This window comes from Patulibacter sp. NPDC049589 (assembly GCF_040675535.1).
Classification (GTDB): domain Bacteria; phylum Actinomycetota; class Thermoleophilia; order Solirubrobacterales; family Solirubrobacteraceae; genus Patulibacter.
Genome location: NZ_JBFAPC010000063.1, coordinates 19,288 through 31,226 on the forward strand (window position 1 = coordinate 19,288; position 11,939 = coordinate 31,226).

Consider the following 11,939-nt stretch of genomic DNA (forward strand, 5'->3'; position numbering starts at 1 on the left):
CGGACGCCACGCCGACCCCGTCGGGGCGGGGTCCGGGGAGGAGCGGGTGGCGCCCGACCCCCCGACCCGGCCGGGAGGCACGGGCGCGCCGATTCAATATCCGTTACAGCGGATCGCCTTTACCGTGAATCGGCCCGGATCCGCCGGGCGCCACCCCGAGAGGAACACGGCATGAGCGAGAGGCACCTGAAGTTCGGCGCGGCGCCCGTGGGCGTCGGCGGCCCCGGCCAGCAGCGCACGTGGCTGAGCCCGGAGATCCCCGGCGACGCCAGCGTCGACATCCGCTGGTTCATCGACCTGGCCCGGCGCTTCGAGGAGGCGAAGCTCGACTTCGTCTTCATCGTCGACAGCCACTTCATCACCGCCGACTCGCCGAACCACTACCTCAACCGGCTCGAGCCGCTGACGCTGCTCTCGGCGCTCGCCGTGTCGACGACCAACATCGGCCTGGCCGCGACGATCACGACGTCCTACACCGAGCCCTTCCCGATCGCCCGCCAGCTCGCGTCGCTGGACCTCATCAGCGGCGGCCGCGCCGGCTGGAACGTCGTCACGAGCCTCGACCCCGGGACGGCCGGCAACTACGGACGCGAGGAGCACCTCGACTACGCCACCCGCTACTCACGGGCGCGGGAGCACGTGGAGGTCGCCCGCGGGCTGTGGGACTCCTACGAGGACGACGCCTTCCCGCGCGACAAGGAGGCCGAGGTCTTCTTCGACCGCACCCGGCAGCACGCGCTGAACCACCGCGGCGAGCACTTCGCCGTCACCGGCCCGCTGAACGTCGAGCGCTCGCGCCAGGGGCAGCCGGTCGTGTTCCAGGCGGGCGACTCGTCCGAGGGCCGCGACCTGGCGGCCACCGTCGGCGAGGGGATCTTCACGATGCCCCGGACGTTCGACGACGCCCGCGCCTACTACGCCGAGATGAAGGACCGGGCGGCCGCGAAGGGCCGGAACCCCGACGACGTGCTGATCCTGCCGTCGCTGACGTTCGTCCTGGGCGACACGGACGAGGAGGCGCGCGCGACCGAGGAGGCCGTCTACGCCGCGAAGGACTTCGGCAGGACGCTGGCCGAGTTCGGCCGGCCCTACGGCTGGCACGACTTCTCGCAGTACGACCCCGACGCGCCGTTCCCGGACGTCGCGGGCTTCGCCGCCACGGGCGGCCGGACGATCGCCGACCACCTGCAGGCCGTCGCCGCCGAGCGGGGCCTGTCGCTGCGCGAGACCGTCCTCTACGCCGAGCGCCGCCAGCGCACCGCGTTCGTCGGCACGGCCCGGACGGTCGCCGACGAGATCGAGCGCTGGTTCGTCGGCCGCGCCGCGGACGGCTTCATCACCCACGTCACGGTGCCGAGCGAGTTCGACCGCTTCGCCGCCGAGGTGCTGCCGATCCTGCGGGAGCGCGGCCTCTTCCGGACCGAGTACGAGGCCGACACCCTGCGCGGCAACCTCGGGCTGCCGGTCCCGGAGAACGTGCACACGGTCGCGCGGCGCGGGGTGTCGGTCCCGGCCTGACGCGGGTCCGACGTCCCGCGCCGAGGACGCGCCGGGCGGGGCGCGTCGGGCCGGGAGGCCGGACGGACCTACGCTTCGCGCGCAACCTTCAGCGCGTCCGCCCACCACACGAGGTCGGTCGCGAGCGTGTCGAGGCGCCCGTCGAGGGGCGCGAGCATCTCGACGTCGAAGGCCTCCGCCCGGAGCGCGGGGACCATCAGCTCGGGGAGGATCGCCACCGAGGAGCGGATCGCAGCCATGTCCTGCTCGGCCGCGACGCCGCGCAGCTGGCTGACGGCGCGCGCGGCGCCGGTGCCGCCGTAGCCGACGTACGCGATCGGCTTGCGCTTCAGCTCGATCGAGAGGTGGTCCAGCGCGTTCTTCAGCGCGGCGGGGTAGCCGTGGTTGTACTCCGGCGTGACGATCACGTAGCCGTCTGCGCGGTCGATCGTCCCGGCCCAGGCGGCGGTCGCCTCGTCGGGGTACTCGCGCCCGGCGTGCGCCGGCGGCTTCACCAGGTCGTAGAACGGCAGCGGGTGGTCGCGCAGGTCGACGAGCTCCACGTCCAGGTCCTCACGTCGCCCGAGGCGGTCCACCACCCACGCGGCGGGACGCTCGCCGAAGCGGGCGGTGCGGGTGCTGGCGAGGAGGACCTGGATCAGGGGCATGCCGGCGATGGTACCCGCCGCGGCGGGGTGGATTAGGGACGCCTATGCGGGGCCGGCGGCGGGCGCGTCCGCCTCCGCGCCCCCGAGCCGCGCGGCGACGTCGACGCCGCGCAGCGAGGCGCGCAGCGCGGCGACCATCGGCGTCGCGACGGGGCCGTCGAGCGTCAGCAGCCCCACCCACGGGGCGACGACGGGGCGGACGAGCGGCACCGCGCGGACGCCGTCGGGGAGCGGGCGGCCCGACAGCCACGGGCGCCCGAGCACCGTCGACCAGCCGTCGGCGACGAGATCCAGCAGCGCCCCGAACGTGTCCGCCTCGACCCGCGGCCGCACCGTCACGCCGGCCTGCGCCAGCGCCGCGTCGACGACCCTCCGGTGCTGCATCTCCGGGGTCAGCAGGCAGAGCGGCTCGTGCGCGAGCGCCGACCACGGCACGTCGTCGGCGGTCGCGGGTCCCCGCCCCACGAGCATCAGCCGCTCCCGGTAGAGCCGCTGGACCCGCAGGCCCGCGACCGGGTCCTCGACGTAGGCGAGGCCGGCGTCGAGCTCGCGGGCCCGCAGGCCGTCGACGATCCGCTCCGCGGCCATGGACCGCAACTCGACCCGGACGCCGTCGTGCGCGCGCAGGAGCGCGCCGATCATCGTCGAGACCGCCGCGGCGGCCGTCGGGATCGTGGCGATCCGCAGCGTGCCGGTCAGGTGCTCGCGCAGCCGCCCGGCCTCGATGGTCAGCGACGAGGCGGCCGAGACCGCCTCGCGCGCCCACGGCAGCAGCGCGCGACCCTCGTCGGTGAGGAGGGCCGTCCGGCCGCCGCGGCGCACGAGCTCGAGGCCCAGCTCCCCCTCGAGCTTCGCGATGCCCGCGGACAGGGCCGGCTGCGACACGTGGCACGACGTCGCGGCTCGCCCGAAGTGGCCCTCGCGCTCGACGGCGAGCAGGTACTCGAGGCGGCGCAGCACGCCTTCATCATCACCGATGCTTATCGCCGGTGCACCAGGATCGCTTGGACCTCTATGGGCAGGTCCGGCAAGCTCCCTCGCCGCATGACCCTCCCGCCCCGGCCCCGGACCCTCGACGCGACGCTCCCGGCCCGGCCCCGGGTCCTTGCAGCGTCCCTTCCGGCTCGGCCCGCGATGGTCGCCGGGGCCCTCCCGCACCTGCGGCTGGGCACCGGGATCTTCTGCAGCGCGCTGGTCCTCGCGTTCGTCGGCGCCGCGGCCGGGACGCCGCTGCTGATCGCCCCGCTGCTCGCCACGGCGGCGCTGAAGCACGTGGCGCCGCACGACCCCGCGGTCGCCCCGCGCCCGGTGATCCTGGCGCACCTGATCGGGGCGACGACCGGGGTCGTGGCCGGGGCGCTGCTCGGCGACGGCGCGATCGCGATCGCCCTGGCCGCGGCGGGCGCGGCGGTCCTGATGCGGACCCTCGGCGTCGTCCACGCCCCCGGCGTCGCGACGGCGTACGTCGCGGTCCAGCAGCACGCCGACCACTGGTTCCCGCTCCACGTGGCCCTCGCCGGTGCGGCGGTCCTCGTGGCCACGACGGTCGTCCTCACTCCGGTCCTGCACGGACACCGCTACCCGGTGCGGCCGGTGGCCGAGGCGGGCTGAGCCCGGGGCCGGGTGTGACGTTGATCGCCGTGTGGCGCACATGGCGCAGCGCTGTCGGCGCCGGCCTGCCGTCCCGGAAGGATCGCTGCCCGGGACGTTTTCGCCGACCGAACGACGTTCGGCCTGCGACGCCCGCTCCGCGGCCCGCGACGATTCGTTCCGAGACCGTCGACCGACTCGAGCAGCGAGTGCAGCTCGGTCGCTACGTGAGAGCGATCCTCGACACGTCGGTCTTGATCGGCGCCACCGCACCCCCGGACGGCCTCGAGACCGCGATCAGCGTCGTCTCCATCGGCGAGCTGCACGTCGGTCTCCTCCTCACCAACGACCCCGACGAACGGGCCATCCGAGCGACGCGCCTCGGCGCGATCGAGGCCCGCTTCCACCCCCTGCCCGTCGACGACACCGTCGCCCGAGCATGGGGCGCCCTTCAGGCCCGCGTGCGCCGCGCCGGCTCACAGCCCCGATCGCGGACCGCGGATCTCCTCATCGCCGCCACGGCCCAGGTCCACGACGCCATCCTCCTGACCGACAACGTCGACGACTTCCGCCACGTCGCCGACGTCGTCCGCGTCGCCCGCCCCGGAGATCCGCTGCCCGTCCACGAGTAGGGCGCCGCCGCTACCGCTCGGTGACCCTGCGAGGTCGGCTCCTCTTCAACGTCCTCGCGATGGCCGCCGAGCGCTTCGGCATCGGCCGCTCGACGGTCTACCGAGCGATCGAGCACCGGCGTTGGACACGATCGGCCGCGCGCGCAACGCTGTCCCCGTCGGCGTGACCCTCCCGCCGACCGCAGACGAAAGGCTCCATCGTGAACATCTTCTTGACCGGCGCTACCGGATACGTGGGATCGGGCGTGCTGTCGGCGCTGACCTCGGCGGGGCACGCGGTGACCGCGCTCGTGCGGACCGACGAGGCGGCGGCCGCCGTCCGGCGGGACGGGGTCGAGCCCGTGATCGGGACGATGGGCGACGCCGCGCTGATCACCGCGCTCGCGCGGGACACGGACGGCGTGATCCACACCGCGTCCCCGGGCGACGAGACCAGCCCCGCCGCGGAGGACGCGCTCGCCGCCGCCGTGCTGGCCGGACTCGGCGAGCGCGACGCCGCGTTCATCCGGACGGGCGGCATCTGGGTCCACGGCTCCGGCGCGGCGATCACGGAGGCCACCCCGCGGAACGCCCCGCCGCTCGTCGCCTGGCGCGAGGAGATCGACACCCGGGTCCTGGCGACCCCGGGCGTCCGGTCGATCCTCGTCGAACCCGGGATCGTCTACGGCCGCGGCGGCGGCATCCCGAACATGGTCGTCGGCGCCGGGACGTCGGGCGACCCCGCGGCGCTCGAGCTCATCGGCGACGGGACCCAGCACTGGTCGACGGTGCACGTCGACGACCTGGGCGAGCTCTACGTCGCCGCGCTGGAGCGGGGCGCGGCCGGGTCGACGTTCCTCGGCGCGAGCGGCAGCAACCCCACCAGCCGCGAGCTGGGGGAGGCCGCGTCCCGCGCCCGCGGGCTCGACGGCCGGGTCGTCCCGGAGGCGCCGGAGCGGACCGTCGAGCGGCTCGGGGCGTTCGGGGAGGCGCTGCTGCTCGACCAGCAGGCCACGGGCGCCCACGCGCGCGAGGCCCTCGGGTGGGAGCCCACGCGTCCCTCGCTCGTCGACGAGATCGAGCGCGGCAGCTACCGGCGCGACTAGCGGCTCGTGTCGCGCCGGGTGGTCGTGCGTGGCCGGTGGGGCGCCGGACGGGCGTTCCGGCCGCCCGCGTCCAGTCGGGCGGGCCGCGGGTTCATGCCACCCGGTACCGCAGCATCGTCGCGCCCGGCGCGTCGGCGGTCGCGATCCGCTCCAGCCGCACGTTCGTCCCGCCCGGGTGAGCGAAGACGCGGACGCCGTCGCCGAGCAGCACCGGCGCGACGAAGACGAGGATCTCGTCCAGGGCGCCGGCCTCCAGGCACTGCCGCGCCACGTCGGCGCCGAGGACGTTGACCCACTTGCCGCCCGCGGCCTCGGAGGCCGCCGCGATCCCGGCGACCACGTCCGTGACGAAGACGAGGCCCGCCGCCGGCCGCGCGGGCGGGCGGTGGGTGACGACGACCTGCGGGCCCTCCCACCCGCCGCCGAACGCCTTGCCCTCGCGGTCGGCGTCGCCGCGGTGCGGGTCGTCGCCGCGGAACGTCCGCGCCCCGACGAGCAGCGCCCCGATCGTGGCCGGCAGCGCCTCGGCCTCCGGGTTCGGTCCCAGGTGCGCGGTCAGCCAGGACATGTCGCCCCCGGGGCCCGCGATGAACCCGTCCAGCGACATCGACACCGAATACAGCAGCTTCCCCATGTCCCGCCTCCGTCTCGATGGTCGCGCGATCACCTCTGGTGACCCGCGTCCGGCGCCGGACTCATCGGTCGGGCGCCGGGGCTTCGCCTCCTTCGCGGCGCCATGTCGCTCGTGAATGACCTCATGCACCAGCGACATCTCTCGTCGCGAGACGGGCGACGGGGGTCTGCGCGCCCCCGGCTGCACCCGCTTGGCGTTCGATTCGGCACGAGTTCCGCATGATCTGTCACAGCAAGGGACGCCGTCCCGTCGAAGGAGCATGACCACCACCGAGAGCACCACCACCCACGGGCCCCGCCTCGACGTCTTCGGGAACGCCAAGGCCGCCGTCGCCGGACTGGGCCGCGTCGAGGAGCGCATCGACCTCGACCCCGTCCTCCGCGAGCTGATCAAGCTGCGCGCGTCGCAGATCAACGCCTGCGCGTTCTGCCTCGACATGCACTGGACGGACGCGAAGGCCCAGGGCGAGACCGACGTTCGCCTGGCGCAGCTGCCGGCCCACGCCGAGAGCCCGTACTTCGACGCGCGCGAGAAGGCGGTCCTGGCACTGACCGACGCGGTCACGCTGGTCGCCGAGACCCAGGTGCCCGACGACGTCTGGGCCGAGGCCGCCCGGCACCTCGACGAGGCCGAGCTGGCCAACGTGCTCGTGCAGATCGCGGCGATCAACGCCTGGAACCGGATCGCGGTCTCGTCACGGATGGTGCCGGCGAGCTGGACCGCGTAGACCTACGGCGCCTCGAACATCCGCGCGAGCGCCTCGCCCACCTGCTGGCGGACGACGCGGCCGTAGCGCTGGATGTGCGAGCGCATGAACGCGGCGGCGACGTCGGCGTCGCCGGCGTCGATCGCGTCGAGGATCTCGAGGTGCTCGGCGATCGTGGTGTCGACGCGCTCCTCGGTCGTGAAGCCCTGGACGCGGAGGACGTGGATCCGGCCCGTGATCTCCTGCAGGAAGCGCTGGGCCGAGCGGTTGCCGCTGGCCTCCGCGATCCCGGCGTGGAACGCCTCGTCGGCGCCGACGAACGCGGTGGGCGGTGGGCCCGGCTCGGCGGCGGCGCGCTCGTCGCGCATGCCCTCCCAGTCGGCGCGCAGCCGGTCCAGGACGGCGCGATCGCCGCTGGTCGTGGCGCGGCGGACGACGAGGTCCTCGAGCGCGAGCCGCACGTCGTAGAGCTCCTGCATGGAGCGGACGTCCGGGACCCGCGGACGCAGGCCGCCGGAGGGGTCGCGCACGAGATGGCCGTCGCCCTCGAGCCGGCGCAGCGCCTCGCGGACGGGGGTCCGGCTCGTCTCGAACTGCTCGGCGAGCCGCTGCTCGACGAGGCGCTCGCCGGCCGGCAGCGCGCCGCGCAGGAGCTGCGTGCGCAGGCCCTCGTAGACCCGCTCGGCGTGCGGCGGGGCGGTGGTGCCGGTCGCCCGGCCGCCGCGTCGCCGCGGCACCGAGTCGTCTGGGGTCTCGTCGGCCACGTGCGGCGGCGAGTCTAGTCCATGCCGCCGGGGCGCCCGGGCGGGTTCGGGCCCACGCGGGGGCGTCCGTCGGTGGCCCGGCCGCCGGGCCCGGCGACGAGGCGCCCACGCGCGGGCGCGGGGTTCACGTGGCCACCGGGGCGACCGCGGCGTCCAGCGCGGCGACCGCCTCGTGGAACGCGTTCTCCGGCGGGTGCGTCACGCCGCCCCCGATCTGCCCGATGCCGGGCAGTCGGTGGGCGATGCCCGTGTGGACCGGGGGGCGGATGCCGAGCTCGACCACGGCGCGGGCGTCCACGCCCAGAATCGCCGGCGACGTCGTCCCGTCGGTGCGCAGCAGCTGGAGCAGCGGGTGGTCGCCGGCGGCGATCGTCCGCAGGCGCGCGTCGATCACGTCGATCTGGGAGGTCTGCAGGCCGACCGACGGGGCGGACAGCGGCGACGCCGCGATCGCCAGCGCGCCGAGCCCGTAGACCTCGACGATGGCCGAGTCCCCGAGGTCGGGGTTCATGTCCTCGGGCGAGCGGCCCTCGTACAGCTGCGCGGGATCGGGCAGCGCGGCCGGGCCGACGAACCACTGGTCGCCGGTGCCCGACAGGCGGATGCCGACCTCGACGCCGTTGCGCGCGATCGCGGTCAGCAGCGCGGACCCGGGGACGCCCTCGGCGCAGACGGTCGCGAGCTTCGCCGAGACCATCGCGAGGTTGAGGAAGAACTGGCCGTTGCCGGCGATGAACGCCGCCACCTCGTCGGGCAGGTGCGGGCCGAGCGCCTCGGCGACCAGGGCGGTGCCGGCCTCGGTGCGGTGGTGGCACTCGTCGCCCAGCGCCAGCGACGCCTCCTGCAGCGCGATCAGGTCGAGCGAGCCGTGGGCGGCCAGGGCCGTCGACAGCGCCGGGCCGAGCACGTCGCGCATCCACTCGAGCCGCTGCACGACCTCCGGGCCGTCCGCGCCGTAGCGCAGCACCGCGCCGGAGCCTTCGTTCAGCGGGCACCACGCGGTCTTGCCTGTCGCCTCGTCGCGGGCGATCAGCAGGGGCATCGAGCCGGTGACGATCCCGGACATCGGGCCGACGCCGCCGAGGTCGTGGTTCGTGCGCAGTGGCACCTCGCCGCGGTCGACGAGCTCCAGTGCGGCCTCGGGGGTGTCGGCGATCCCCTCGATGGCGGCGGCGACGCCGACCGCGCGCCGCATCGGCGGGCACATGTCGGTCGACAGGATCGGCGGGCCGGCGTGCGAGATCCCGCCCGCGGCCAGGTGGGGGACGACGTCGCGCGCCGGGACGACGTCCACCAGCAGCGGTCGCGCGGCCGCCAGCAGGGCCACCGCCGGGTCGGGTGTATGCAGAGGTGTGTACATGCTGACCACCGTAGCGCCGCTCGCTCCCGTCGGCCGATGGCCCGTCGCCTAGACATTCGTCACGGCCGATTGGACAACTGGCCTTTCGCACGGGGTGTTCTGGCGACAACGGGCCAACGAGGCCCCCATCGCCCCCGAACTACCTTTACGGCGTCGGCCGGGTCTTGGTCGACGACATTGCATACAACGGACGGACGGCACCACGATGGACCCGGGTTCCCACATCTCCCCGGCGGCGGACGCGACCCGCGAGGTCGACGCCCGTCCCTACCCCTACCGCTTCGCGCCCGCCACGACGGCGCTCGTGATCATCGACATGCAGCGGGACTTCCTCGAGCCCGGCGGCTTCGGGGAGACGCTCGGCAACGACGTCTCGCTGCTCGCGTCCGCCATCGGCCCGGTCGGCGATCTGCTCGCCGCGGCCCGGCGCACGGGCATGCTCGTCGTCCACACCCGCGAGGGCCACCGCCCGGACCTCGGCGACCTGCCGGCGTCCAAGCGCTCGCGCGGCAACCCCACGCTGCGGATCGGCGACCTCGGCCCGCGGGGCCGCATCCTCGTCCGCGGCGAGGAGGGCCACGACGTCGTCGACGAGCTCGCCCCGATCGCGGGCGAGCCGGTCCTCGACAAGCCCGGCAAGGGCGCGTTCTACGCCACCGACTTCGAGCTGCTCCTCCGCACCGCCGGGATCACGCACCTCATCGTCTGCGGCGTCACGACCGAGGTCTGCGTCCACACGACCGTCCGCGAGGCCAACGACCGCGGCTTCGAGTGCGTCGTCGTCGAGGACGGCACCGGGTCGTACTTCCCCGAGTTCCACGAGATGGCCCTCCGGATGATCGCCGCGCAGAACGGCATCTTCGGCTGGACCGCCACCTCGCAGGAGCTCCTCGCCGGCATCGAGCCCGCGACCGCCACCCCTCCCGCCGCGACGTCCGCGGCCCCCGCCACCCCGATCACCACCGAGGTCTGACCCATGAGCACCCCGAAAGCCGCGGCCGGCGCCGCACCACCCCTCTGGACCCGAGGCGACCTCAACGCGTCGTTCGGGTTCGGCATCAACATGCTCGTCAACGTCCTGGTCCTCGCGGGCCTGGCGGCGGGCGTCGTGAAGATCCCGGCCGACGACGTCTTCGGCACCATCCTGCCGGGGCTCGGCATCGGCCTCCTGGTCGGCAACGTCTTCTACTTCCTCCTCGCGCGCCGGCTGGCGATCAAGGAGGGCCGCGACGACGTGACCGCGATGCCCTACGGGCCGAGCGTGCCGCACATGTTCATCGTCACGTTCGTCGTGATGCTGCCGACGTACCTGGCCACGAAGGACCCGCTCGCGGCCTGGGGCGCGGGCCTCGGCTGGGCGTTCATCATCGGGATCATCGTGCTGATCGGCGCGTTCGTCGGGCCGATGGTGCGCAAGTACACGCCGCGCGCGGCGCTCCTGGGGACCCTCGCGGGCATCTCGATCACGTTCATCGCGATGAACCCCGCGGCGAACATGTGGAGCACCCTCTGGGTCGCCCTGCCGGTCTTCGCGATCATCTTCATCGGCTTCGTCTCGGGCGTCCGGCTGCCGGGCAACATCCCGATCGGCCTCGCCGCGCTGCTCGTCGGCACGGCGATCGCGTGGTCCGGCGGCTTCATGGACACCGCGAAGGTCAGCGACGCCGCCAGCTCGATCGCCATCGGCCTGCCGTCCCTGAACTTCGACCGGCTGTGGGACGGCCTGAGCGACATCTCGCCGCTCCTGGCCACCGCCATCCCACTCGGGATCTACAACTTCACCGAGGCGATGAGCAACGTCGAGAGCGCGGCCACCGCGGGCGACGACTACAACCTGCGCGCCGTGCTCGTCGCGGACGGCACCGGCGCGATCGTCGGCTCGGCCCTGGGCTGCCCGTTCCCGCCGGCGGTCTACGTCGGCCAGCCGGGCTGGAAGCAGGCCGGCGGCCGGATCTCCTACTCGCTCGTCACGGGCGTGGCGATCTTCCTCTTCTGCCTGCTCGGGCTGTTCCCGCTGCTCGACGCGATCCTGCCGGTCCCGGCGATCGTCCCGGTGCTCCTCTACATCGGCCTCGTCATCGGCGCGCAGACGTTCCGCGAGGTCCCGAAGGCACACTACGCGGCCGTCGTCCTGGCGCTGATCCCGAACGTCGCGTCCTGGGGCGTCGGGCAGATCGACAACGCCCTGGCCGCCGCCGGGACCAACGCCGACACGGTCGGATCGTCGGCCCTGTCGGGCGCCGGCCTCGTCTACGGCGGGCTGAAGACCCTCGGCGAGGGGGCGGTCCTCGCGGGCATGATCCTCGGCGCCGTCGCGGTCTTCCTGATCGACCGCAAGTTCCTCTGGGCCGCGGGCTACGCGCTCTTCGGGGCGCTGATGACCTCGATCGGCCTGATCCACGGCGAGAAGGTGCACGTCTTCACCAACGGCGAGACGGTCCTCGGCTACGCGTTCCTCGCCCTCGTCTGCGTCGGCTTCCACCTGATGAAGGTCCCGGTCCGCGAGCCGGACCCGACGGACCCGATCGACGTCGCCGACCACGCGGCTGCGGCCGCCATGGCCCCGCCCAGGCTCTGGCGACCCAAGGGCTCGGCGACGGTGCCGGACTCGCCGGTGGCGGCGGGGGCCGCGGACTGAGGCGCTGACGACCGAAGGGCCCGGCGACGGTGCCGCCGGGCCCGCCGGCCGCCGCGGGGGCGGCGGCGATGGCGACCGAAGAGCCCGGCGACGGAGCCGGACTCGCCGGTGGCCGTGGAGAACCGCCGGCCTCGGGCGACCGTCGGACCGGTCCGGTGGGCCGCAGGCGTCGGTGCCCCGCGGTCCCGGTCGGCGTCGACCGCTCGTCGGCGCCGACCGGGACCGCGGCGGACCGATCGGGCCACGACACCGCCGGACGGGGGACGCCACGCGGCGTCCCCCGTCCCCACGCGGGGACCCGGCGGAGGTCGCGGAGATCGGAAGAGCGTCGAGTCGGGACAGAGTGAGTAACGTCCGGTGTAGAT

13 protein-coding genes are annotated in these 11,939 nt (G+C 74.4%); 8 read left to right on the forward strand and 5 right to left on the reverse strand.

What is annotated here, in order from left to right:
- Nucleotides 1-171 precede the first annotated feature (171 nt).
- The gene (locus AB0L40_RS13565) at nt 172-1,518 is read left to right on the forward strand and encodes an NtaA/DmoA family FMN-dependent monooxygenase (protein WP_364354998.1); all 1,347 of its coding nucleotides are present in this window, start codon (nt 172-174) and stop codon (nt 1,516-1,518) included.
- 68 nt (nt 1,519-1,586) lie between these two features.
- On the opposite strand, the gene AB0L40_RS13570 is transcribed toward AB0L40_RS13565, so the two are convergent.
- Entirely contained in the window at nt 1,587-2,165 is a 579-nt protein-coding gene (locus tag AB0L40_RS13570) for an NAD(P)H-dependent oxidoreductase (protein ID WP_364355000.1), read from the reverse strand.
- A 42-nt stretch (nt 2,166-2,207) separates the two neighbouring features.
- Nucleotides 2,208-3,125, reverse strand: a complete 918-nt coding sequence (locus AB0L40_RS13575; RefSeq protein WP_364355002.1) for a LysR substrate-binding domain-containing protein — start codon at nt 3,123-3,125, stop codon at nt 2,208-2,210.
- 84 nt (nt 3,126-3,209) lie between these two features.
- On the opposite strand from AB0L40_RS13575, the gene AB0L40_RS13580 reads away from it, so the two are divergent.
- The 4 genes from AB0L40_RS13580 (at nt 3,210) to AB0L40_RS13595 (ending at nt 5,472) form a co-directional block, all read left to right on the forward strand.
- A complete protein-coding gene (locus AB0L40_RS13580; protein ID WP_364355005.1) occupies nt 3,210-3,776 on the forward strand; it encodes an HPP family protein in 567 nt (188 codons plus the stop codon).
- Nucleotides 3,777-3,982: 206 nt separating this feature from the next.
- Nucleotides 3,983-4,387: a PIN domain-containing protein gene (locus tag AB0L40_RS13585; RefSeq protein WP_364355008.1), complete on the forward strand. Its 405-nt coding sequence runs from the start codon at nt 3,983-3,985 to the stop codon at nt 4,385-4,387.
- Nucleotides 4,388-4,407: 20 nt separating this feature from the next.
- Nucleotides 4,408-4,554 carry a hypothetical protein gene (locus tag AB0L40_RS13590; protein WP_364355011.1) on the forward strand — a complete coding sequence of 49 codons (147 nt, stop codon included), beginning with the start codon at nt 4,408-4,410 and terminating at the stop codon, nt 4,552-4,554.
- A gap of 33 nt (nt 4,555-4,587) precedes the next feature.
- Nucleotides 4,588-5,472, forward strand: coding sequence for an NAD-dependent epimerase/dehydratase family protein (locus tag AB0L40_RS13595; protein ID WP_364355014.1), 885 nt, complete (start codon nt 4,588-4,590; stop codon nt 5,470-5,472).
- Between the two features lie 91 nt (nt 5,473-5,563).
- Here the strand turns inward: AB0L40_RS13595 and AB0L40_RS13600 are convergent, their stop codons facing one another.
- Entirely contained in the window at nt 5,564-6,106 is a 543-nt protein-coding gene (locus AB0L40_RS13600) for a dihydrofolate reductase family protein (protein WP_364355016.1), read from the reverse strand.
- Between the two features lie 259 nt (nt 6,107-6,365).
- On the opposite strand from AB0L40_RS13600, the gene AB0L40_RS13605 reads away from it, so the two are divergent.
- Nucleotides 6,366-6,833, forward strand: coding sequence for a carboxymuconolactone decarboxylase family protein (locus AB0L40_RS13605; RefSeq protein WP_364355019.1), 468 nt, complete (start codon nt 6,366-6,368; stop codon nt 6,831-6,833).
- A gap of 2 nt (nt 6,834-6,835) precedes the next feature.
- Here the strand turns inward: AB0L40_RS13605 and AB0L40_RS13610 are convergent, their stop codons facing one another.
- Nucleotides 6,836-7,576: a GntR family transcriptional regulator gene (locus AB0L40_RS13610; protein ID WP_364355022.1), complete on the reverse strand. Its 741-nt coding sequence runs from the start codon at nt 7,574-7,576 to the stop codon at nt 6,836-6,838.
- Nucleotides 7,577-7,700: 124 nt separating this feature from the next.
- Nucleotides 7,701-8,936 carry a DUF1116 domain-containing protein gene (locus AB0L40_RS13615; RefSeq protein ID WP_364355024.1) on the reverse strand — a complete coding sequence of 412 codons (1,236 nt, stop codon included), beginning with the start codon at nt 8,934-8,936 and terminating at the stop codon, nt 7,701-7,703.
- 205 nt (nt 8,937-9,141) lie between these two features.
- Between AB0L40_RS13615 and AB0L40_RS13620 the strand changes: the two genes are divergently transcribed.
- On the forward strand, nt 9,142-9,909 hold the full coding sequence (locus AB0L40_RS13620; protein WP_364355027.1) for an isochorismatase family cysteine hydrolase: 768 nt from the start codon (nt 9,142-9,144) through the stop codon (nt 9,907-9,909).
- Between the two features lie 3 nt (nt 9,910-9,912).
- The gene (locus AB0L40_RS13625) at nt 9,913-11,574 is read left to right on the forward strand and encodes a regulator (RefSeq protein ID WP_364355030.1); all 1,662 of its coding nucleotides are present in this window, start codon (nt 9,913-9,915) and stop codon (nt 11,572-11,574) included.
- Nucleotides 11,575-11,939: the final 365 nt, after the last annotated feature.

Excerpts from the sequence above, each read along its gene's own strand:
- AB0L40_RS13570 (WP_364355000.1), bottom strand. The coding sequence starts at position 2,165 with ATGCCCCTGATCCAGGTCCTCCTCGCCAGCACCCGCACCGCCCGCTTC.
- AB0L40_RS13625 (WP_364355030.1), top strand. The coding sequence starts at position 9,913 with ATGAGCACCCCGAAAGCCGCGGCCGGCGCCGCACCACCCCTCTGGACC.
- AB0L40_RS13620 (WP_364355027.1), top strand. The coding sequence starts at position 9,142 with ATGGACCCGGGTTCCCACATCTCCCCGGCGGCGGACGCGACCCGCGAG.
- AB0L40_RS13580 (WP_364355005.1), top strand. The coding sequence starts at position 3,210 with ATGACCCTCCCGCCCCGGCCCCGGACCCTCGACGCGACGCTCCCGGCC.
- AB0L40_RS13605 (WP_364355019.1), top strand. The coding sequence starts at position 6,366 with ATGACCACCACCGAGAGCACCACCACCCACGGGCCCCGCCTCGACGTC.
- AB0L40_RS13615 (WP_364355024.1), bottom strand. The coding sequence starts at position 8,936 with ATGTACACACCTCTGCATACACCCGACCCGGCGGTGGCCCTGCTGGCG.
- AB0L40_RS13565 (WP_364354998.1), top strand. The coding sequence starts at position 172 with ATGAGCGAGAGGCACCTGAAGTTCGGCGCGGCGCCCGTGGGCGTCGGC.
- AB0L40_RS13600 (WP_364355016.1), bottom strand. The coding sequence starts at position 6,106 with ATGGGGAAGCTGCTGTATTCGGTGTCGATGTCGCTGGACGGGTTCATC.